We start from the raw sequence: 20,675 nt of genomic DNA on the forward strand, positions 1-20,675 counted from the left end.
CCGCCGAGACGAGAGCGCCCATCCCGATGGCAGAGATCGCACTGCACAACCTGGTCAAGACCTACCCCGGCGGCACCACAAAGGCCACCGACGAGGTCAGCCTGCACGTGGCCGACGGCGAGTTCATGGTGCTGCTCGGCCCCTCCGGCTGCGGCAAGACCACGTTGCTGCGCATGGTGGCCGGGCTGGAGCTGCCCGACGGCGGGCAGATCGTCATCGGCGGCAAGGACGTCACCTACCTGGAACCGCGCAGGCGCAACCTGTCCATGGTGTTCCAGTCCTACGCGGTGTTCCCGCACCGCAGGGTCGCCGACAACATCGGCTTCGGGCTGCGCATGCGCGGGACCGACCCGGCCGAGATCAAGCGCAAGGTGGCCTGGGCGGCCGAGGTGCTCCAGCTGACCCCGTACCTGGACCGCTACCCGGCCAAGCTCTCCGGCGGGCAGCGGCAGCGGGTGGCGGTGGCGCGGGCCATCGTGATGGACGCCGAGGTGCTGCTGATGGACGAGCCACTGTCCAATTTGGACGCTCTGCTGCGGCTGTCCTTCCGGGCCGAGCTGAAGAAGCTGGTCGCCGAACTGGGCACCACCACGCTCTACGTCACCCACGACCAGGTGGAGGCGCTCTCCCTGGGCGACCGGGTGGCGGTGATGCGGCAGGGCCGGATCGTGCAGTGCGACGCGCCCACCACCGTCTACGACCAGCCTGCCGAGGAGTTCGTCGGCGGCTTCATCGGCAGCCCGCCGATGAACTTCCTCACCGGCACCGTGGTGCGGGACAGCGCGGGCGCGCTCCGGCTCGACCTCGGCGCGCACACCGTGGCCGTGCCGGAATCCTTGCGCGGCTACACCGGCCGCGTGCTGAGACTGGGGGTCCGGCCCGAGGCCTTCGGGGTCGCCACTGGGGGTGCCCCCGAAGGCCTCGGCGCCGAGCTGGAGGTCTTCGAACCGCTGGGTTCCGCGGTGCTGCTGACCCTGACCTTGTCCGGCCACCAGCTCAAGGTGCAGGCCCCTGCCGACTTCCGCGCCACCCCCGGCGACCGCCTGACGCTGACCCTGCCCGCCGAGCGCTGCCGCTGGTACGACCCGGAAACCCACCTGCTGCTGGAGACCGCGTGATCCTCGCCCCGCCGCTGACCGCCCGCGCGGCCTACGTGTTGCGCGGCAACGACACCGGCGCGCTGGTCACCGCCGCGCCGCAGCTGTACCCGCACATGTGGAGCTGGGACGCGGCCTTCATCGCCATCGGCCTGGCCCACCTGGACGTCGGCCGCGCCTGCGCCGAGCTGGACACCCTGTTCGCCGCCCAGTGGCGCGGCGGGATGCTGCCGCACATCGTGTACAGCCAGCAGGCCGCGGACTACTTCCCCGGACCGGACCGCTGGGGCGCGCAGGAGCTCAGCGCGCAGGCCCCGCGCCGGGTGCGCACCTCCGGCATCTGCCAGCCGCCGGTGCACGCCATCGCGGTGCACCGGCTGCTGGAGATCGCCCGCGGCCGCGGCGGCCTCGACCGGGCGGTGGCCGAGGACTTCGTATGGCGGGCCTGGCCGAAGCTGTTCGCCTGGCACCACTGGCTGGCCGAGCACCGCGACCCCGGTGGCGAGGGCCTGCTGGCGATCGTGCACGGCTGGGAGTCCGGTATGGACAACTCGCCGCGCTGGGACCCCGCCTACGCCAACGTGCGCCCCGGTCCCGACCTGCCGCCCTACGTCCGCCGGGACCTGCGCCTGGTCGAGGCCGGGATGCGGCCCTCCGACGCCGAGTACGACCGCTACCTGTGGCTGGTGGAGGAGATGCGCCGGGTCGGCTACCACCCCGGCCGGGTGGTGCGCGGCTCGAGCTTCCTGGTCGGCGACGTCTTCTTCACCGCGATCTTCGCCCTGGCCTGCGAGGTGCTCGCGGAGCTGGGCGAGCAGATCGGCCAGCCCGCGAGCATGGTCGCGGAGCTGGCAGGCTGGGCCCACCGTAGCCGTGCCGCCGTCGCGGCCACGGTGGACCCGGCCACCGGCCTGGCCAGGGACCGGGACTTCCGCACCGGCGAGTGGATCGCCACCCGCACCCTCGCCGGTTTCGCCCCACTGCTCTGCGGCGGCCTTGACGGCCAAGCGGAACAGCACCTGCTGTCCATTGTGGACGGACCAGACTGGTGCGGGCACCCGGACCTGGCCGCCGCCGTGCTGCCCTCCACCGCGCCCTCGGACCCGGCGTTCCGGCCCCGCCAGTACTGGCGCGGTCCACAGTGGCCGGTGATGGCCTGGCTGTTCAGCTGGGCCTTCGCCAGGCGCGGCTGGACCGAACAGGCGGAGAAGCAGCGCGCCGAGGGCATCCGGCTGTGCGCGGACGGCACCTTCGCCGAGTACTACCACCCGCTCACCGGCCGACCCCTGGGCAGCCTGGACCAGTCCTGGACCGCGGCGGTGGTCCTGGACTGGCTCTGCTAGGCGGGAGCCGCCTCCACCAGGCTCAGCCCGTCCTCGCGAACCACCTCGGTCACCACCAGTCCCGCGTCCGAACAGAGCCGCTCGAACTCCGTCCTGGTGCGCTCCCGGCCGCCGTAGAGCACCAGCATGCTGAGGTCCTTCAGCGCCGGATCCCTTGGCTGGCCCGGGTTGCCGCGTTCGGGGAGCACGTCGTCCACGATGAGCACCCGGCCGTGCGCGGGCAGCGCGGCCCGGCAGTTGGCCAGGATCCGGGTGGCCGCCTCGTCATCCCAGTCGTGCAAGATCCACTTGAGCACCAGCAGGTCCGAACCCTGGGGCACCGCCTCGAAGAAGTCCCCGGCCTGGGTGCCGCAGCGGTCCGCCAGCCCGGCCCTGCGCACCGCCCTGGCCGCCTGCGGGATGGCGGTCTCGGTGTCGAAGACCAGGCCGCGCAACGAAGGGAAGTGGCGGAGCAGGGTGATCAGCAGGGTGCCGTCGCCGCCGCCGACGTCGGTGACCGAGCTGAACCGGCCGAAGTCGTAGTGGGCGGGCAGTGACTCGGCGATGTGCCGGGTGGGCTGGCCCATCGCGGTGTTGTAGAGCGCGGCCAGCTCCGGGTCGGCGGCGAAGTGCTCGAACACCCCGCGCCCGAACACCTCGGGGAAGGCCGCGCGGCCGGTGCGCAGGCTGAACTCCAGGCGGGACAGGGGTTCCAGCGCGGTGGGGTGGCTGGCCAGCAGGGCGTAGGCGTGCAGTGAACCGTCCACATCGGACCGCAGCAGGTCGCCGTCCTCGGTGGCGGTGAAGCCGCGGTCGTGCTCCACGCACAGGCCGAGGTCGGCCATCGCCCGCAGCAGCCGGACCGCCTGCTCCGCCGGGAGTCCGCAGGCCGCGCCGATCTCGGCGGCGGGGCGGGGGTGCGGTCCGAGGGCGTCCGGCACGCCGAGGCGGGCGGCCACGCCGACCACCTGGGTGACCGCCGCTCCCTTGAGCAGCTGGACCACTGTGGACACCGTCATCTGGGTGCTCCTTCCTGTTCGCGCGCGCCGATCCGCCAGCCGCGCGCCTGTTCGTACTGCCGGTGGATGCGGGCGAACGCGCCCTGGGTGCGCAGCAGCTCCGCGGGGGTGCCGCTCTCCACCACGCGCCCGGCTTCCAGCGCGACCACCTGGTCGGCCGCGGCCAGGGTGGTGGGGCGGTGCGCGATCGCTAGGCCGTGTCGCCAAAGCCCCGCCCGCGGGAGTCGCGCCGGTTCGGTCGCTGGCGGCACGGCCGGAACGCCCGAATACGCCAGGTATGAGGGTGTCCCGGCCGCACCGCCAGCGACCAAACCGATCACGACTCCCGCAGACGGGGCTTGGGCGACACGGCCTGGCACGGTGCGGCGGGGATCGGCGGCCAGTGCCGCGATGGCCTGGCTGATGGCCTGCTCGTTCTCCGCGTCCAGCGCGGAGGCGGCCTCGTCGATGAGCACGATCGGCGCTTGCTTGAGGAAGGCGCGGGCGATGGCCACCCGCTGCCGCTCCCCGCCGGAGAGCTGCGCCCCGCCCTCGCCGACCCTGGTCCGCCAGCCCTCGGGCAGGCGGTCGACCACCTCGTCCAGCCGCGCGGCCCGCGTCGCCTCGGCCAGTTCGGCCGCGGTGGCGTCCGGCCGGGCCAGGCGCAGGTTCTCCTCGATGGTGGTGTCGAACAGGTAGACCTCCTGGAACACGATCGCGATCTCGCCGAGCAGCTGCTCGTGGTCGTAGTCGCGCACGTCCTGCCCACCCACCAGCACCACGCCCTCGGTGGTGTCCAGGAAGCGGGCGATCAGCCGGATCACCGTGGTCTTGCCCGAGCCGGACGGCCCGACCAGCGCGGTGGTCGAACCCGGCGGGCAGTGCAGGTTCACCCCGGCCAGCGCGGGCCGCCCCGGCAGGTACTCGAGCCGGACGTCCACCAGGTCGATCCCGCTGTGCGCGGGGCGCGGCACCGGATCGGTGGCGGCGGGCAGCGGGGGAGTGCGCAGCACCCGCGCCACCCGGTCCAGGCCGTAGTCCAGTGCGCCGAGGCCGTGCGCGTGCCCGGCCAGCGCGCCCAGCGGCTCCAGGAAGCGGACCGCGAGCACCAGCAGCGCGACCGTGTCCGGCACCGCGAGCGAGCCGGAGAGCAGGAAGTGCACGCCGAGGGCGAGCACCGCGACGAACCCGAGCGCGACCACAGCGGTCACCGACAGCGTGGGCAGCAGCGCGGCGTTGAGCGTGCGGGCGTAGCGCCGGTGGTGCTCGGCCAGCGCCGCACTCATCTGCCGGGTGCCGGTCCCGGCCTGTCCCGCCGCGCGCAGCACCGGCTGGGCCTGGCCGTACTCGATCGCGCGGGCGGCGATCTCGTTCGCGGCCTCTCCCATGTCCGCACAGGCCAGCGCGGTGCCGCGGCGGCAGCGGCGCAGCAGCAGGACGGCAGGCGGCAGGGTGGCCAGCAGCACCAGGCCCAGCCGCCAGTCCACCGCGAAGGTGACCGCGGTGACCGTGAGCGGCACCAGCGTGCAGGTGATCACCGGCCCGCCGACCACCACGCACAGCCGGGAGATCGCGGTGGCCGCGCTGGTCACCGTGCGGGCGAAGGTGCCCTTGGCCTCGGCGGTGAACCAGCTCAGCGGCAAGGTGGTCAGCTGGGCCATCAGCCGCAGTCGCAGCTGCACGCCCAGCTCGCCGCTGGCCGCGAAACCGACCGGGGTGGCCACCACGCTGAGCGCCCAGTGCAGCAGCACCCCGCCCGCGCCGGCCAGCAGCCAGGGCATGGCCGCGGCGAAGTCCGGTTCCGGGCGCAGCACCGCGCGCAGGACCGGGAACAGCAAGCCCAGCAACAGGCCTTGCAGCACCGCGAGCAGCGCCTGCAACACCGCTAAGCGCAGCAGCGGCCCCGGTTCCGGCCACAACCGGCGGAGCTGGCCGGTCATGCGTGTTCTCCGTTCCGCTGGGCCTGCCACAGGCGCGCGTACAAGCCTGATCGGGCGAGGAGTTCGGGATGGGTGCCGCGTTCGACCAGGTGGCCGTTGTCCAGCACCAGGATCTGGTCGGCCGTGGCGATGGTGTGCAGGCGGTGCGCGATCACCAGCACGGTCCGGCCGGTGACCAATGTGGACAGTGCGTCCGGCACCGTGGCCTCGCTGTCCGGGTCCAACGCGGCGGTGGCCTCGTCCAGCACCACGATCGGCGCGTCGGCCAGCAGCGCGCGGGCGATGGTCAGCCGCTGCCGCTCCCCGCCGGAGAGACCGCCGGAACCCGCGTCCAGCACGGTGTCGTAGCCCTTCGGCAGTGCCATGATCACCTGATGGATCTGGGCCGCCTCGGCCGCGGCCCGCACCTGCGCGTCGGTGGCCTCCGGCCGGGCGCTCCGGATGTTCTCGGTCACCGTGTCACTCAGCAGCACCACGTCCTGGAACACCAGCGCCAGCAAGGACAACAGCTCAGCCGGGGCGATCTCGCGGACGTCCACGCCGCCGATCCGGATCGCGCCGTCGCTGACCTCGTAGAAGCGCGGCAACAACGCCGCCACCGTGGACTTCCCGGCGCCGGAGGGGCCGACCAGCGCGGTCACCGTGCCCGGTTCGCACACCGCGCTGAACCCGGTGAGCGCGTTGGTCACGCCGTCGTAGGAGAAGCTGACCCGGTCGAACTCCACCCGGTGCCCGTCCGGCCGTCGCGGCCGTTCGGGTTCGGGCAGGCCCGGGCGAGCGAGCAGGCCCTCGATGTGCCCGGCGGCCACCCGCGCGGTGCGCAGGCCGATGCCGCCGTGCACCAGCGGCAACAGCGCGTTCGGCAGCACCAGGCCGACCACCAGGAACGGCAACAGGTCCGGCGCGGCCAGCCCGCCCGCGGCCACCATCGGCAGGCCGACCGCGAGCACCACCGCGAGCGTGGTGAGCTCCGAGCCCAGCACCCGGTTGAGCGCGGAGCTGTGCCGGACCTCGTCCACCCACACCCGGAAGGCACCTCGCTGCTCGCGCACGGCCGTGGTGAAGCGGTCCAGCACCCGGCCGCCCGCGCCGAAGGTCTTGGCCACCACGATGCCGTCGCCGTACTCCACCGCCGCCGCGCTGACCTCCCGTTCGGCGATCAGCAGCCGGGCCAGGTGCTGCGGCATGGAGCGCATCGCCACCCGGTAGCAGAGCAGCGCCACCGCCGGGACCGCGAGCGTGACCAGCGCCAGCCGCCAGTCCACCAGCACCAGGTAGCCGAAGCCCAGCACGGTCGCGGTGACCGCGCCGACCAGCTCGCCGAGGGAGTGCGCGAACAGGTTGTGCATGTCCTCCAGGTCGCCGGTCATCGCCTTCTTGACCTGGCCGGAGCCCGCCGAGCGGAACCAGCCCAGCGGCAGCACGCCCAAGTGGCGCACGATCCGGCCGCGCGGGTGGTGCAGCATGCGCGCGTCGGCGTGGTGGCCGAGGTGCGAGGACAGGCCGAGCAGCACCAGCCGCAGCAGTGCGCCCAGCGCCCCGGCCACCGCCCACCACCACACCGCGCCAACGGCCCCGGTCAACGCCGAGCGCGCGATTTCCGCGACCGCGAGGTAGGGCACGAGCCCGGCCGCCTCGCCCAGCGCGGACAGCGCCGCGCAGCCGAGTAGATGCGCCCGCACCGGCCGCAGCAGGCGTGGACCGGCGTCTTGGACAACCATTCAAACCCCCAAGGTTAGGCTTGCCTAAGACCTTGTCGGTTCAAGTGCACTTGATGTCAACTGGTGGGGTGACCGATCCCGCCGTGCCCATCGGCGCCGCCGCCGCGCTGTACGACCTGGCTCCCTCGACCCTGCGCTGGTGGGAGGAACGCGGCCTGCTCGGGCCGCCGGAACGCGACGGTGCCCAGCGCCGCTACCGCGAGTCGGACCTGCGCCGGATCGGCGTGGCCTACCTGTGCTGCGTGACCGGGATGATGCCGCTGGCCCAGGCCGCCGCGGTGGCTTCGGGCAAGGCGCGCAACGAGGACTGGCGGCAGACGGTGACCACCCAGATCGAGGAGCTGGGCAGCCGGATCGACCAGCTCACCGCCGCCCGCGAGTACCTGCAGCACCTGCTCAGCTGCACCGATGACGACGTGACCGAGTGCCCGTACCTAGACCACGAGCTCACCGCGCACACGCCACGGGGCAGGCTGCCGCAGCCCGGCCTGGTCTCGGCCGCGCTGGCCGCCCGGCGTGATGAAAAGCCGGTCGAGAGTGACGAAACGCGGTGCCCGAGCTGCGCGGGGCCGCTGCCGAACGGGTCCAGGGGCCGGCCCCGGCGGTACTGCTCGCCAGCTTGCCGCCAGCGGGCTTACCGGGACCGCAAGGAACCCGGCGGGCAGGCCCGGTGACCGACGGCAAGCCGCGGGCAGGCTCGGTGACCGGCGGGCTGGGCGACGCTGGTCAGGGGTTGGGCAGTCGCTTGACCACGGCCTCGGCCAGCGCGGTGGCCCGCGCGCACAGCTCCGCCATCGGCAGCCCGCCGACCGTGGTGTCCGCCACGCTCACCAGCGCGACCTCCATCCACTGATCGCCGGACCCGGACTCCTTGAAGTAGCGCCGGTGCACGAGGTCGATCTCGCAGTTTCCGGCCCGCTCCTCGTCCGCGACCTCCTCCTCCACGAAGGCGTCCCGGCCGCCGATCTTGACCTTCCGGCCGTCCTCGCCGTCCTCCTGTTCGCCGGTCCGGATGAGCCTGATGTCGGCCTCCAGCGGCTCGCGGTCCTGCCAGTAGCAGATCCAGTCGCCGAAGTCGGTCTCCGGCTTGCTGCCAGGCTCGCCGACCGCCTTGCGCACCTCGGCGTCGGTCAGCAGGTCGCAGGCCCTGAGGTTGCCGATGGAGTTGGCGGCGAAGGGCGCGCGGCGTGGCACCGGGCCGCGGAAGAGCTGGGTGAGCACGCCGTTGAGCATGGTCTCGGCGATGGCGCACATGATGTCGGCGCGCTTGCCCTCCCGGTGCCGGGCGGCGATCTTGATCTCGTTGCCGTCGGCGGTGCGCACGAACCGCTGGCAGGTCTCGCCCTTCAGCGGCGGCCGGTCGGGCTGGCCGATCTGACCGGGGGTGTGCGGCCTGACCGGGTGTTCCGGCGGGCCTTTGAGCTCCACGGTGACGTCCACGACGTCGTGCTCGTCATGGGGCATCTTGATCAGCGTGCTGCACATGTGGAAGTCGCCGTACTCGGAGTTCACGGTCGCGGTGCCGTACTGGGCGAAGGACTGCGGGTCGACCAGCCCGCACGGGTCCGCGGTGCGCGGATCGCCCATGGTGCCCTGGTCCGCCGGATCGCTCAGCCACACCGTCAGCCCGGCCACCAGCGCCGCCGCGGCCACCACCGCCGCGCCCAGCAGCACCCGCTTGCGGGTCTTGGGGTTGCGCACCCGCAGCGGTGTGGTCGGCGTGTGGTCGCCGGTGAGCTCCTCCAGCAGTCCCTTGGCCGCCAGCGCGGTGGGCCGGTCTGCGGGAGCCCGCGCCAGCAACTGGCTCAGCACCGGCGCGAGCGGACCGGCCCGCGTGCCCGGCTCCAGGTCACCGCCGGCGGCCCGGCGCAGCTGACCGAAGGGGCCCTGTTCCTCGCTGCCCCAAGGGGAACGGCCCTCGACCGCGGTGAACAGGCTGGCGCCCAAGGAGAACACGTCCGCGGCGGGGCCAGCCTGCTCGCCGTTGGCCACCTCGGGAGCCAGGTAGCCGGGGGTGCCGCCGATCAGGCCGCTGCTGGTCTGGGTGACCTCGGCCCAGCGGGCGATGCCGAAGTCGGTGAGCTTGGCCTCGTCTTCCGCGGTGACCAGCACGTTGGACGGCTTGATGTCGCGGTGCACGATGCCGCGCTGGTGCATCGCGGCCAGCGCGTCGGCCACCTGCGCGCCGATCCGCGCCGCCCGCTTCGGCGGCAGCGGCCCGTCCTCGGCCAGGACCGCCGAGAGCGTGCGCGAGGGCAGGTACTCCATCACCAGCCAGCGGTCCTCGCCGTCCAGGACCACGTCGTGCACCGCGATCACGTGCGGGTGCTGCAACCCGGCCACGATCCGCGCCTCCCGCCGGATCTGGCCGTGGTCGCCCTGCTGCGAGTGCTTGAGCGCCACCACGCGGCCCAGTTCCAGGTCGGTGGCCTGCCACACCACGCCCATGCCGCCCGCGCCGATCCGCCGGTCCAGCCGGTAACGGCCGGCGATCACCCGATCACTCACCAGCAGATCGTACAAACCGGCCGTACATCGATTGGACTGAACTGACCGACCGGGTCGGTCCGTACTTCTCCGCAACACCGACTCGACAGGCGCGGAGGTCAAGGCAATGCGTCCACGGCACAGGAAGATCCCCCGGACGAAGATCGTGGCCATCTCGGCCGCGGTGGTCCTCGCGGGCGCGGCGGCGGTGGCCCTGCCCCAGGCCTACGCGACCGACACGGCCCCGGTTCCCGAGGTCAACCCCACCGAGACCCTGCGCGCCAAGGCGGCCATCCCCGGCACCGCCTGGGCCACCGACCCGGACACCGGACAGGTGCTGGTCACCGCGGACAGCACGGTCCAGGGCGGCAGGTGGGACACGCTGATGTCCGCGGTCCGGTCCATCGGCGGCGACAAGGTCAGGGTGCAGCGCTCCACCGGCGCGTTCCGCCTGTTCGCCGAGGGCGGCGACGCCATCTTCGGCGGCGGCTCCCGCTGCTCGCTGGGCTTCAACGTGACCACCAACAACGGCGCGCCGGCCATCCTCACCGCGGGCCACTGCGTCACCTCGGCCCGCCGCTGGTCGGTGACCCAGGGCGGCGCGCCGGTGGCCACCGCCCGGCAGTCCACCTTCCCGGGCAACGGCGACTTCGCCCTGCTCACCTACGACAACGCGGCCACCAGGTCACCCAGCGCGGTGGACGTGGGCGGCGGCAGGCTGGTGCAGATCCGCCGCGCCGCCGAGGCCAGGGTCAACCAGCAGGTGTTCCGGATGGGCAGCACCACCGGCCTGCGCAACGGCCGGGTCACCGGCCTGCGCGCCACGGTCAACTACCCGGAGGGCACGGTCACCGGACTGATCCAGACCACCGTGTGCGCCGAACCGGGTGACAGCGGCGGCTCGCTGTTCACCCAGGACGGCAGCGCGATCGGCCTGACCTCCGGCGGCAGCGGCAACTGCCAGACCGGCGGGACCACGTTCTTCCAGCCGGTGACCACCGCGCTGACCGCGGTCGGCGCCCGGATCGGCGGGTGAGTCAGTAGTCCACCAGCGCCCCCGGCGGGACGGGCAACTGACCGCCGGGGGCGCTGGTGGACGGGCTGATGGCGGCCCGCCCCGCCGTGACGGTGGCCACCGTGCACGCGGTGGCCAGGCCGACGGCGAGAGCGAGCGCGGCGGTGCGCAGGAACGGGCGACGGCGTGGCATCGGACCTCCTTGGTCGAGCGAACACCGGCCACTCTGCACCCGCGTTGCGGATGAACTGTTGACGCGTTGTTCAGACCAGGGCGGCTGGTTCGTCGCGCAGCACGCGGAAGGCGGCCCTGATCTCCGAGACCAGCGTCCGCGGCTGTTCCAGCCCAGGGAAGTGACCGCCCCGGTCCAGCTCCCGCCAGCGCCGCAGGTCCAGGTAGCGCCGCTCCGCCCAGCGCCGCGCGGTCGGCCACGGATCAGCGGGGAACATCGAGCAGGCGGTGGGGCGAGCACCGGCTGGTCGTTCTCCTGCTCCGCGCTGCGCGGCACCCAGCGCATCGCCTCCCAGTACCAGCGGGCCGAGGAGGCGCCGGTGCGGGTCAGCCAGTACAGCGCGAGGTGGTCGACCTGCTGGGCCAGGCTCACCCCGCCGCCGACCGTCGGCCTGGTGTCGGCGTAGGCCTCGAACTTCTCGCCCAGCCAGGCGGCCAGCCCGGCCGGTGAGTCCAGCAGCGAGTAGCCGATGGTCTGCGGCCGGGTGCCCATCACCTGCGCGAAGCCGTAGCCCTCGGCCAGGTGGTGGTCCCGCTTGTGCAGCGCGTCCAGTTCGGCCGGGCCGGGGGTGATCCGGTCCTGCGGCAGGGGAGAGGCCAGCGGCATGGTCAGGTGCAGACCGGTCACCCGGTCGGGGGCGATGCGGGCCAGCTCCGTGCTCACACAGGCGCCCCAGTCGCCGCCGTGCGCGCCGAAGTGGTGGTAGCCCAGCACGGTCATCAGCTCCGCCCAGGCCCGCGCCGTGCGGCCGGGATGCCAGCCCGGCTCGCTGGGCCGTTCGCTGAAGCCAAAACCGGGCAGCGCGGGCACCACCAGGTGGAAGGCGTCCTGCGCGGAACCGCCGTGCGCCACCGGATCGCTGAGCGGTCCGAGCACGCTCTCGAACTCCAGCACCGAACCCGGCCAGCCGTGGGTCAGCAGCAGCGGACGGGCGTCCGGTTCCGGCGAGCGCACGTGCCAGAACGCGATGCCCAGCCCGTCCAGGAAGACCCGGTAGTGCGGGATCGCGTTGATCCGGGCTTCGGTGGCCCGCCAGTCGTGTTCCCGCCAGGACTCCAGCAACGTGGCCAGCCGCCACAGCCTGATCCCCTGGCTGTCATCCGGCACCGTCTCGGCCTCGGGCAGCCGCATCCGGTCCAGGCGCTCGCGCAGGTCGGCCAGGTCGGCCTCCGGCACGTGCACGGGGAACGGGGCAGGCTTGGGCAATGGGCCTCCGTCCGAGAACTCGTTCATGGTCAACACGCTAGGAGGCATCCGGCCGCCGCCCCATGCGCGCGATTGCGGTGCGGCGGTCAGGAATTGCGGTAGTTCGACGGGCAGGCCTCCGCATTCAGCTTCAAGCCATTGCAAACAGGGTGCCGCGCCGGTTGCATTAAGCGACAAGCCCATTGCAAGAGTTGAACCCGGTGAACTGCTAATACGCGAAATATCAGAGATTGCTGATTGACCGGTCCTGGGCGGCGACCTAACTTTCGGGCCGAACTGAAGATCACCCCACCAGGAGCTGTCATGACCGAGGTCGCCACCCCCGTCCCCGCCCTGCCGACCGACCGGCCGGCCGGCTGCCCGTTCGACCCGCCAGCCGAGCTCGGCCGCCTGCGCGAGCGGCAGCCGCTGACCCGGCTGGTCTTCGGAGACGGGCACCTCGGCTGGCTGGCCACCAGCCACCGCCTGGTCCGCGCGGTGCTCGCCGATTCCCGGTTCAGCTCGCGCTACGAGATCATGCACGCGCCGATCGCCCGCGCGGCCGCCCCCGGCGCGTTCCCGCCTGCCCCGCCCGGTGACTTCATCGGCATGGACGCCCCCGAGCACACCCGCTACCGCAGGCTGCTCACCGGCAAGTTCACCGTCCGCCGGATGCACCTGCTGACCCAGGGGGTGGAGCAGCTGGCCGCCGAGCACCTGGACGCGATGGAGCTGGCCGGTGGCCCGCTGGACCTGGTGGCCGCCTACGCCCAGCCCATCCCGGCGCTGGTGATCTGCGAGCTGCTCGGCGTGCCGGCCGAGGGCAGGCACGTGTTCCGGCAGCACAGCGAGACCCTGAACAACCCCGCGGCCACCGAGGCCGAGCAGGCCACCGCCATGGGCGAGCTGGGCGCCATCCTGCACGGCCTGGTGCTGGCCAAGCGCGCCAGCCCCACCGACGACCTGCTCAGCGACCTGACCGGCACCGACCTCACCGACGAGGAGCTCACCCGGATCGGCGGGCTGCTGCTGGGCGCCGGGCTGGACACCACCGCCAACATGATCGGCCTCGGCGTCTTCGCGTTGTTGCAGCACCCAGAACAGCTCGCCGCGCTGCGCGCCGACCCCGGCTCGGCCGACCGGTCGGTGGAGGAGCTGCTGCGCTACCTCACCATCGTCTCCGGCAACGTGCGCACCGCACTCGAAGACGTCGAGCTGGACGGTCAGCTGGTCAAGGCGGGGGAGTCGGTGGCGCTGGCCGTGGACGCCGCCAACCGCGACCCGCAGGTCTACCCCGACCCCGACCGGCTCGACCTGAGCCGCTCCGCCGGCGCGCACCTGGCCTTCGGGCACGGCATCCACCAGTGCCTCGGCCAGCAGCTGGCCAGGGTGGAGCTGCGGGTGGCCATCCCGGCCCTGCTCACCCGCTTCCCCACCCTGCGCCTGGCCGTGCCCGCCGAAGAGGTGCCGCTGCGCACCGGCCTGGACGTCTACGGCGTGCACCGGCTGCCGGTCACCTGGTGACTCAGCTGGTCTGGGTGAGCCGCCCGTCACCGAGCTGGAGCCTGCGCTCAACGCCGATCGCGGCCAGGAACCGTTCGTCGTGGCTGACCACCACGAACGCGCCCCGGTAGGCGTTGAGCGCGCTTTCCAGCTGGCTCACGCTGACCAGGTCGAGGTTGTTGGTCGGCTCATCCAGCAACAGCAGCTGCGGCGCGGGCTCGGCGTAGAGCACGCAGGCCAGGGTGGCGCGCAGCCGTTCGCCGCCGGAGAGCGCGCCGACCGGCAGCTGCACCCGGGAACCGCGGAACAGGAAGCGGGCCAACAGGTTCATCCGCTGCGCGGGCGGCATCGCGGGGGCGAACTTGGCCAGGTTGTCCGCCACGCCTAGTTCCGGGTCGAGCAGGTCCAGCCGCTGGGACAGGTAGGCGATCCGGCCCTGGTGCCGGGTGATCCGGCCGGCGTCCGGCTCCAGGTCGCCGATGACCAGGCGCAGCAGGGTGGACTTGCCTGCCCCGTTGCCGCCGGTCAGCGCGATCCGCTCCGGTCCGCGGATGGCCAGGTCGATGCCCTCGCCCGCGTACAGGTCCTGCTCGCCGAGCCGCAGCCGCAGGCCCTCGCCGAGGAAGACGGTGCGACCGGCGGGCACCGTGGTCTCCGGCAGTTCCAGCGTGATCGCCTGGTCCTCGCGCAGCGAGCGCTCGGCCTCGTCCAGCCTGGCCTTGGCCGCGCCGACCCTGGCCGAGTGCGTCTCGTTCTGCTTGCCCGCCGCCACCTCGGCGCCGCGCTTCATGTTCCCGGCGAAGATCCGCGGCAGGCCGGCGTTGCTCAGGTTGCGGGCGGCGTTGCTCGCCCGCTTCTGCGCCCGCTCCCGGGCCTGCTGCATTTCCCGCTTCTCCCGCTTGACCTCCTGCTCGGCGTTGCGGATGTTCTTCTCCGCCACCTCGCGCTCGGCCCGCACGGCTTCCTCGTAGTCGGTGAAGTTGCCGCCGTGGAAGCGGATCTCGCCGCGGTCCAGCTCGGCGATCCGGTCCATCCGGTCCAGCAGCGCCCGGTCGTGGCTGACCAGCAGCAGGCAGCCCGGCCAGTCGGCGAGCACCTGGTGGAGGGCCTGCCGCGCGGCCAGGTCCAAGTTGTTGGTCGGCTCGTCCAGCAGCAGCACGTCCGGCCGCTTCAGCAGCTGCGCGGCCAGGCCGAGGGAGACGATCTGCCCACCGCTGAGCGTGTGCAGGCGCCGGTCCAGCTCCAGCGCGCCCAGTCCGAGCCGGTCCAGCTGCGCGCGGGTGCGTTCCTCGACGTCCCAGTCGGATCCGATGGTGGTGAAGTGCTCCTCCGCGGCGTCGCCGGACTCCACCGCGGTGATCGCGGCCAGTACCGGGGCGATGCCCAGCACCTCGGCCACGGTCAGCTCGCCGGTCAGCGGCAGGTTCTGCGGCAGGTAACCGAGCACGCCGTCGACGGACACGCTGCCGCCGGTGGGCCGCAGCTCGCCCGCGATGAGCTTGAGCAGCGTGCTCTTGCCCGCGCCGTTGGGCGCGACCAGGCCGGTGCAACCGCCGGGCAGGCTGACGGAGAGGTCCTGGAAGACCGGGGTGTCATCCGGCCAGGAGAAGGACAGGTTCGAACAGACGACAAAGGCGTCGGACATGGCGAGACCTCAGGAGAAGACGTGCGGATGTGGGGCATGGACAACAGCGCTCTCGGGTCTCACCCGGAGATGTCGTCGTCTCCCAGCACGGCAGAACTCCCTCATGTCGATCTTCCCCGGCAGCATAGCAGCCACGCCGCGGACCCCGGCAAGCACTTTCGCGGCGGCTCCCCGGAAGGTGTCGGGGAGCCGCCGCGGTCAGCCGTGCTCAGTGCTTGATGAACATCTCCCGGTCGTTGCGACCGTCCGCGAAGACGAAGTTGGTGTCCTCGTTGTACAGGTTGTGCCAGTTGTTGTTGGTGTCCAAGGCGTCGAAGTTGAACTTGGTCACCCTGATGTTCTTGTTCCGCCCCGGCGGGGTGTTCGGCGTGGTCACCGTGGCCGTGATGCTGGTGATGTCCTTCCAGTACAGGCGCCGGGTGGGTGCGGGGCCGCCCACCAGTTGCACGTGGCTGTTGTTGTTCTGGAAGTCGCCCCAGGTGTTCAGGTGCTCCACGTTGTTCGAGCAGCCGTTGCCGTTCGTGCGGACCAGACGGGTCCAGGTGTCGCTGCCGGTGTGCGGGTCCCGGTAGCGGATGGTGGCCCAGGCCGGGATGCAGGAGCCCGAGTTGGACAGGTCGCCGATGGAGAACCACAGGCTGAACGCCTTGAACTCCACGTCGTTGGCCGGGCGCGCGGCACTGGCCGGGGACGCGCCGAGCAGGGTGAGGCCGAGCAGTGCTCCGAAGAACACCGTGGCGAACTTCCGGAAGAACCGGTTGATGCCCATAGGTAGCAAACCATTCTCTCGCCACCCCGCATCGCAGGCCGGGGCGGTTGCTGTGACCCGGCAACGGTAGGAACGCCGTCCGCGCGGTCACTACCCCGAGTTCTTGGGGTTGACCGGTCACGCGGAATGCGCCGATGATCACGAGGGCGGACTTTGAGGCAGCGGTTCCGGCTTTTGGGTGAAGGTGTTGCCCGCGTTGGCCGCACCGGCCATCCTCGCCGCGTGATCCGCTCCCTGACCGCCGTCATCCGCCAGCTGTCGACGATTCCCGACTCGGGAGCCGGTGCGGGCGAACTGGGTCAGCTGGTCTCCGCGGTCATCGCGCCGCTGGTGCCGCACGAGGGAATCCAGCTGTTCGGCTCGAGCCCGGCCATGACCACGCGGATGGCGTCCTTCGGGTTCATCCACGGGTACGAACGGGATTTCGCCCGTGCGCTCGGCACCGCGATCCTCTCCGGAGTGGACCCGTATCCGCGCGAGGTGCTGGAGTCGCTGCCGGTGCCCGCGGCGGTGGTCGGCGCGGACCCCAAGGGAGACAAGGAGATCCGGCGGCTGCTGGCCGGACACGGGGTGGAGTGCGAACTGCGGATGTTGTTGCGGGACAACAGGGGAGTGTGGGGTGCGATCAGCCTGCTGCGCGGCACGGGCAGCAGGGCCTTCGATGCCGGCGAGGTGAACCTGGTCGCCGGGCTCACCGCGGTGCTGATCGACATCCTCCGCCGGCACGTCACCGCCGCCCCACTGGCCGCCACCGCGCCGCCCGTCCCGGCCGGGGTGGTGATCGTCGGCCCCGACCATCAGGTCCGGTCGATGACACCGCAGGCGCGCCAGTGGCTGGCCCGGATGAGCGAGCACGCCCCGGACGGCGACTGGTGCGGCGGGCTGCCCGCGCTGATCTCCTTGCAGCTGCGCGGGGTCCGGCCGCAGACCGCGCCGTTCGTCGGTCCCGCCGCGACCTTCGGCCGGTGGACCGCGGCGCGCGGGCAGTTCCTCGACGGCGACGAGGGCGGGCAGATCGCGGTGATCATCGAGTCGGCGGGCAGCGAGCTGGTGCTGCCCTCGTTCTGCCAGTGGTACGACATCAGCGCCAGAGAGCGGCTGGTGCTCCAGCACACCCTGGACGGCTCGCCGACGAAGCTGATCGCCCGGCACCTAGGGCTGTCTGCCTACACCGTCAGCGAGCACCTCCAGTCGCTGTACCGCAAGACCGGCGTCAGCGGCCGGGGCGAGCTGATCTCCGCGCTGGCCGGGTGACCCCGCGCGCCCCGGCCCTCAGCTGTCGCGTTTCCGGCTGCGGTAGGCGCGGACCTTGGCGATGCTGCCGCAGGCCCGGCCGTCGGGCGTCTCGGCGTACATCGCGCACCAGGTCCGGCTGCGGTTGCGGCTGTGGTCGTAGAAGACGTTGCGGCAGTCCGGGCAGGACTTCAGCCGCGCCCAGACCTCGTGCGCCAGCGCCCCGGTGACCAGGACCAGCAGTGCGGACACCGCGCCGCCGTCCTCGGCGACGTAGCGGATCGGTGACTCCTCGCCCACGGTCACCCGGATCGGATGGCGTTCGAACCACGTGTTCAGCCCGGCTGGCGCTGACTGGCCCAGCGACTCCCGCAGCGCGGTGCGCAGCTCGGTCAGCTCCGGCACCTCGCCGGGCGCGGGCGGCGGCACCTCGGGGAACTGCGCCCGCCAGGCCCGCTTGTCCGCGGCCAGCTCAGGCAGGTCGTCCGCCGGGGTCCTGGTCTCGTGCGGCAGTCGCCAGGTGTTGAGGAAGGCCCGCACCTGTTCGAGTCCGCCCGGAGCGACACTCATCGACACCATGTTTACCACCATACCGGTTGACCGGTATCGCGTGCAGTCTTACCGTCTATCCGTATGACTGGTAAACAAGCCGAGATCACGCTGCCGGACGCGACAGTGGTCAGGGCGCGGGCGGCGACCACGTTGTTCTTCGCGCTGGCCGGGTTCGTCTTCGCCAGCTGGGCGGTGCGCATCCCCGCGGTGAAGGAGCAGGTGGGCGCGTCACCGGCGGCGCTGGGACTGGCCCTGCTGGCGTTGTCGGCGGCCGCGGTGGCGACCATGTCGGTCAGCGGGGCGGTGTGCCGCCGGTTCGGCAGCCGCCAGGTCACGGTCGCGACCGGTGGGCTGCTGTCGCTGACGGTCGTGCTGCCCGCGCTCACCCACTCCGCACCCGCGCTGGCCGTCGCGCTGCTCGTCTTCGGCATCGCCTACGGCGGCATCGACGTGGCGGTCAATAGCGTCGCGGTGGAGCTGGCGGAGGCGCTGCGCAGGCCGATCATGCCCAGCCTGCACGCCGCGAACAGCATCGGCAGCCTGGTCGGAGCCGCGCTCGGCGGCCTGCTCGCCGCCCACCTCTCACCCGCCGGGCACCTGCTGCTGGTGCTGCCGATCGGCTTGCTGGCCACCGTGATCGCGGGCCGGATGCTGCTGGCGAGCCCGATCCCGCGTCAGGAGGCGGTCGCGGCGCACGGGCGAGCTCGCAGGCCCACTCCTGGTGTGGTGGTCTTCGGCGTGATCGGGCTGTGCGCCGCCTACAGCCAGGGCGGGCTGGACAACTGGATTCCGTTGCACCTCACCGAGAACCTGGGTGCCGGCGCCGGTCTGGCCGCGATCGGCTACGCGATCGTCCAGGGCACCATGGCCATCGGCAGGCTCGCCGGCACCGCGCTGGTGGAACGGTTCGGGCAGACCAGGGTCGTGGTGGTCGGCGGGTTGCTCGCGTGCGCGGGCACGCTGGCGGTCGCGCTGTCCTCCAGTCTGTGGCTGGCCTTCGCCGGTCTGGTGCTGACCGGCGTGGGACTGGCGAACATCTTCCCGCTGGCCATCGCGGGCGCCGGCGCGCTCGGCGGACCCGGCGGGGTGGCACTGGCCGCGCTGATGGGCTACGCGGGCATCCTGCTCGCGCCGCCGACCATCGGGTTCATCGCGGGCCAGTTCGACCTGCGACTGGCGCTGGTGCTGATCGCGCTGCTGGCCGCACTCGCCGCGCTCGCCCAGCTGACCACTGTCCGCAGTGGACGGTACAAATGTCCTGACTTGCCGGAGTCCCCTGGCACGAAAACGATTCGGCCCTACGCTGACTGACGATGAGCGCGTACACCACGCCCAGAAGGTTCAACGCCGCCAACGGCCTGCTGGAGGCCGTTGGCGCCATCCTGGTGCTGGTGGCCCTGTGGATGTGCTACCAGGCGCAGTACACCACCGTGGACGTGCCGATGTGCGGCGACAAACCGCTGCGGCCAGGCAGCGTCTGCTTCAGCCTCACCAGGGAAGGCCCCGCGGTGGGCTACCAGGAACTGCTGGACGCCCAGCGCGCGGCGGCTCCCGGCCGGGCGTTGCGGGCCAGTGTGATCGTCGGTGGCTGGGGCGGGCTGGCGCTGCTCTTCGGTGCCTCACTCGCGGTGCGGCGCAACAGGTTCTCCCCGCGCGAGGCGGTGCCGATGGTGCTGCTGCGGGCGACCGGGCCGCTGCTGGTGGTCGCGGTGGCGGTGCTGGTCCTGACCCTGCGGGCGGGGCTGGCCGGGTACGCGGTGTTCGGGATTCCCGGGCTGACGACGGCGCCGGTGCTGACCGCGTTGCTGGCGGTGGGCGGCGGCGCGATCGTGGTGTACGCGCGGCACGAGGAGATCTTCGCGGCGAAGGTGCGGGAGGCGGCGCGGCGGCGGGTGGCCGGGCGGGGCAGGCCAACGACTCCGCCACAACCGAACCCGGCCGCCACCACGCGACACTCCGTCTCCAGCCCCGCACCCACCGACCCAGCCACCACGACCCGTGGCCCAGCCCCCGCAACCCCCGCCCCAACTCCCGAAACTCTCGATTCGGCCCCCATAACCCCCGACCCGGCCTCCGCTGCCTCCGACCCGGCCTCCGCTGCCTCCGACCCGGCCCCCGCGCCAGCTGGCCTGGCCGCCGCGCCCTCCGCCCCGGCCTCCTCGGCGTCCGCCCCCACCGCCTCTTCCCCCGCGGCCCCAGAACCGTTGCCGGAACAGGACTTCCTCGACCCCACCAGCGACCTCTGGCCCGACCGCCGAGCCCTCCTCCGCTTCACCCCCGCCCCGCCCTGGCAGCCCGCCGCCCAGCGCACCGCCGCCATCCTGGGCCTCGCGGGACTTCTCACCCTCGTCCTCTCCGCGACCGTCCTCCCGCTCCGCCCACTCGGCGACTGGACCCACCCCGCCCTCGCCGTCGTCTCCCTCACCCTGCTCGCCCTCCGCGCCCAGTCCCGCCCCCCCGACCCGCTGGACCCTCCCGCGCTGGGCCACCGCCGCCGCCCTGACCTTCCTCGCCGCCACCGCCCTCACGATCCCCGCCCGGCCGCTCACCTGGAGCGCCCTGCTCACCGTGGTCCTGCTCATCGCCGCGACCTACCGCCTGGCGAACAACCTCGGCTTCGCCTGCCGCCAGCCCCGGCACGCGCACGCCGCCCTGCACCTCGGTGAGTCCGCGACCCTGGTCCTGGCCGGTTTCCTGGCCACCTGCGCGGCCCAGAGCGGCACCGTGCCGGCGATCATCGGTTATCTGGTCGCTTTCGGGCTGCTGGCGATCATGTTCCCATCGAGCGCCCGCCTGCCGATCCGGCCGCCGGGCTGGCTGCACCTGCGCCTGGCCCTGCTCGGCGTCGCCCTGGCCACCGCCTGCTACCTGTTCGCCTCCGGTGACCTGGCTTGTCGGATCGCCGCGGGCTGCCTGGCGCTGCTGGTCCTGGTGGGTGGGGCGGGCGCGGTGCGCGGGTTGCGGGCGGAGTAGCTA

17 protein-coding genes are annotated in these 20,675 nt (G+C 72.6%); 9 read left to right on the top strand and 8 right to left on the bottom strand.

Annotated elements, in window-relative coordinates; all coding sequences use genetic code 11:
- Window positions 1-26: 26 nt before the first annotated feature.
- Both ACWDY5_RS01345 and ggh read left to right on the top strand, forming a co-directional pair.
- Window positions 27-1,118: an ABC transporter ATP-binding protein gene (locus tag ACWDY5_RS01345; RefSeq protein ID WP_449720381.1), complete on the top strand. Its 1,092-nt coding sequence runs from the start codon at window positions 27-29 to the stop codon at window positions 1,116-1,118.
- Entirely contained in the window at window positions 1,115-2,440 is a 1,326-nt protein-coding gene (gene ggh, locus ACWDY5_RS01350) for a glucosylglycerate hydrolase (protein ID WP_449720382.1), read from the top strand. The genes ACWDY5_RS01345 and ggh overlap by 4 nt, the downstream gene beginning before the upstream one ends.
- Here the strand turns inward: ggh and ACWDY5_RS01355 are convergent.
- The 3 genes from ACWDY5_RS01355 to ACWDY5_RS01365 are packed head-to-tail and all read right to left on the bottom strand — an operon-like array spanning window position 2,437 to window position 7,078.
- Window positions 2,437-3,438, bottom strand: a complete 1,002-nt coding sequence (locus ACWDY5_RS01355) for a methyltransferase (RefSeq protein ID WP_449720383.1) — start codon at window positions 3,436-3,438, stop codon at window positions 2,437-2,439. The genes ggh and ACWDY5_RS01355 overlap by 4 nt on opposite strands.
- Window positions 3,435-5,357: an ABC transporter ATP-binding protein gene (locus ACWDY5_RS01360; RefSeq protein WP_449720384.1), complete on the bottom strand. Its 1,923-nt coding sequence runs from the start codon at window positions 5,355-5,357 to the stop codon at window positions 3,435-3,437. Before ACWDY5_RS01360 ends, ACWDY5_RS01355 begins: the two co-directional genes overlap by 4 nt.
- A complete protein-coding gene (locus ACWDY5_RS01365; RefSeq protein WP_449720385.1) occupies window positions 5,354-7,078 on the bottom strand; it encodes an ABC transporter ATP-binding protein in 1,725 nt (574 codons plus the stop codon). The genes ACWDY5_RS01360 and ACWDY5_RS01365 overlap by 4 nt, the downstream gene beginning before the upstream one ends.
- Window positions 7,079-7,146: 68 nt before the next feature.
- Between ACWDY5_RS01365 and ACWDY5_RS01370 the strand changes: the two genes are divergently transcribed.
- Window positions 7,147-7,752 carry a helix-turn-helix domain-containing protein gene (locus ACWDY5_RS01370; RefSeq protein WP_449720386.1) on the top strand — a complete coding sequence of 202 codons (606 nt, stop codon included), beginning with the start codon at window positions 7,147-7,149 and terminating at the stop codon, window positions 7,750-7,752.
- Between the two features lie 52 nt (window positions 7,753-7,804).
- Here ACWDY5_RS01370 and ACWDY5_RS01375 read toward each other — a convergent pair whose 3' ends face one another.
- A complete protein-coding gene (locus ACWDY5_RS01375; protein ID WP_449720387.1) occupies window positions 7,805-9,586 on the bottom strand; it encodes a protein kinase domain-containing protein in 1,782 nt (593 codons plus the stop codon).
- Between the two features lie 106 nt (window positions 9,587-9,692).
- Between ACWDY5_RS01375 and ACWDY5_RS01380 the strand changes: the two genes are divergently transcribed.
- Complete coding sequence (locus ACWDY5_RS01380; protein WP_449720388.1) at window positions 9,693-10,601, top strand: S1 family peptidase; 909 nt, start codon at window positions 9,693-9,695, stop codon at window positions 10,599-10,601.
- Window position 10,602: 1 nt separating this feature from the next.
- Here the strand turns inward: ACWDY5_RS01380 and ACWDY5_RS01385 are convergent, their stop codons facing one another.
- Window positions 10,603-12,045, bottom strand: coding sequence for an epoxide hydrolase family protein (locus tag ACWDY5_RS01385; RefSeq protein WP_449720389.1), 1,443 nt, complete (start codon window positions 12,043-12,045; stop codon window positions 10,603-10,605).
- 276 nt (window positions 12,046-12,321) lie between these two features.
- On the opposite strand from ACWDY5_RS01385, the gene ACWDY5_RS01390 reads away from it, so the two are divergent.
- Window positions 12,322-13,521, top strand: a complete 1,200-nt coding sequence (locus tag ACWDY5_RS01390) for a cytochrome P450 (protein ID WP_449720390.1) — start codon at window positions 12,322-12,324, stop codon at window positions 13,519-13,521.
- A gap of 1 nt (window position 13,522) precedes the next feature.
- On the opposite strand, the gene abc-f is transcribed toward ACWDY5_RS01390, so the two are convergent.
- Entirely contained in the window at window positions 13,523-15,145 is a 1,623-nt protein-coding gene (gene abc-f / locus ACWDY5_RS01395; RefSeq protein ID WP_449720391.1) for a ribosomal protection-like ABC-F family protein, read from the bottom strand.
- Between the two features lie 208 nt (window positions 15,146-15,353).
- Window positions 15,354-15,914, bottom strand: a complete 561-nt coding sequence (locus ACWDY5_RS01400; RefSeq protein ID WP_449720392.1) for a hypothetical protein — start codon at window positions 15,912-15,914, stop codon at window positions 15,354-15,356.
- Between the two features lie 222 nt (window positions 15,915-16,136).
- Between ACWDY5_RS01400 and ACWDY5_RS01405 the strand changes: the two genes are divergently transcribed.
- Window positions 16,137-17,168 carry a helix-turn-helix transcriptional regulator gene (locus tag ACWDY5_RS01405; protein ID WP_449720393.1) on the top strand — a complete coding sequence of 344 codons (1,032 nt, stop codon included), beginning with the start codon at window positions 16,137-16,139 and terminating at the stop codon, window positions 17,166-17,168.
- 18 nt (window positions 17,169-17,186) lie between these two features.
- On the opposite strand, the gene ACWDY5_RS01410 is transcribed toward ACWDY5_RS01405, so the two are convergent.
- Window positions 17,187-17,717, bottom strand: a complete 531-nt coding sequence (locus ACWDY5_RS01410) for a CGNR zinc finger domain-containing protein (RefSeq protein ID WP_449720394.1) — start codon at window positions 17,715-17,717, stop codon at window positions 17,187-17,189.
- A gap of 63 nt (window positions 17,718-17,780) precedes the next feature.
- Here ACWDY5_RS01410 and ACWDY5_RS01415 point away from each other — a divergent pair, with 63 nt between their 5' ends.
- Genes ACWDY5_RS01415 through ACWDY5_RS01425 form a run of 3 tightly spaced genes read left to right on the top strand, consistent with a single transcriptional unit; the run spans window position 17,781 to window position 20,672 of the window.
- Window positions 17,781-19,010, top strand: a complete 1,230-nt coding sequence (locus tag ACWDY5_RS01415) for an MFS transporter (RefSeq protein ID WP_449720395.1) — start codon at window positions 17,781-17,783, stop codon at window positions 19,008-19,010.
- Between the two features lie 2 nt (window positions 19,011-19,012).
- The gene (locus ACWDY5_RS01420) at window positions 19,013-20,365 is read left to right on the top strand and encodes a hypothetical protein (RefSeq protein ID WP_449720396.1); all 1,353 of its coding nucleotides are present in this window, start codon (window positions 19,013-19,015) and stop codon (window positions 20,363-20,365) included.
- Window positions 20,268-20,672, top strand: coding sequence for a hypothetical protein (locus tag ACWDY5_RS01425; protein WP_449720397.1), 405 nt, complete (start codon window positions 20,268-20,270; stop codon window positions 20,670-20,672). Before ACWDY5_RS01420 ends, ACWDY5_RS01425 begins: the two co-directional genes overlap by 98 nt.
- Window positions 20,673-20,675 lie beyond the last annotated feature (3 nt).

It is taken from the genome of Crossiella sp. NPDC003009 (genome assembly GCF_053591555.1).

Bases quoted from the DNA above. Each gene is read 5' to 3' on its own strand.
- ACWDY5_RS01400 (WP_449720392.1), bottom strand. From the start codon at position 15,914: ATGGGCATCAACCGGTTCTTCCGGAAGTTCGCCACGGTGTTCTTCGGA.
- ACWDY5_RS01385 (WP_449720389.1), bottom strand. From the start codon at position 12,045: ATGAACGAGTTCTCGGACGGAGGCCCATTGCCCAAGCCTGCCCCGTTC.
- ACWDY5_RS01360 (WP_449720384.1), bottom strand. From the start codon at position 5,357: ATGACCGGCCAGCTCCGCCGGTTGTGGCCGGAACCGGGGCCGCTGCTG.
- ACWDY5_RS01345 (WP_449720381.1), top strand. From the start codon at position 27: ATGGCAGAGATCGCACTGCACAACCTGGTCAAGACCTACCCCGGCGGC.
- ACWDY5_RS01415 (WP_449720395.1), top strand. From the start codon at position 17,781: ATGACTGGTAAACAAGCCGAGATCACGCTGCCGGACGCGACAGTGGTC.
- ACWDY5_RS01355 (WP_449720383.1), bottom strand. From the start codon at position 3,438: ATGACGGTGTCCACAGTGGTCCAGCTGCTCAAGGGAGCGGCGGTCACC.
- ACWDY5_RS01365 (WP_449720385.1), bottom strand. From the start codon at position 7,078: ATGGTTGTCCAAGACGCCGGTCCACGCCTGCTGCGGCCGGTGCGGGCG.
- abc-f (WP_449720391.1), bottom strand. From the start codon at position 15,145: ATGTCCGACGCCTTTGTCGTCTGTTCGAACCTGTCCTTCTCCTGGCCG.
- ACWDY5_RS01390 (WP_449720390.1), top strand. From the start codon at position 12,322: ATGACCGAGGTCGCCACCCCCGTCCCCGCCCTGCCGACCGACCGGCCG.
- ACWDY5_RS01410 (WP_449720394.1), bottom strand. From the start codon at position 17,717: ATGAGTGTCGCTCCGGGCGGACTCGAACAGGTGCGGGCCTTCCTCAAC.
- ACWDY5_RS01420 (WP_449720396.1), top strand. From the start codon at position 19,013: ATGAGCGCGTACACCACGCCCAGAAGGTTCAACGCCGCCAACGGCCTG.
- ACWDY5_RS01380 (WP_449720388.1), top strand. From the start codon at position 9,693: ATGCGTCCACGGCACAGGAAGATCCCCCGGACGAAGATCGTGGCCATC.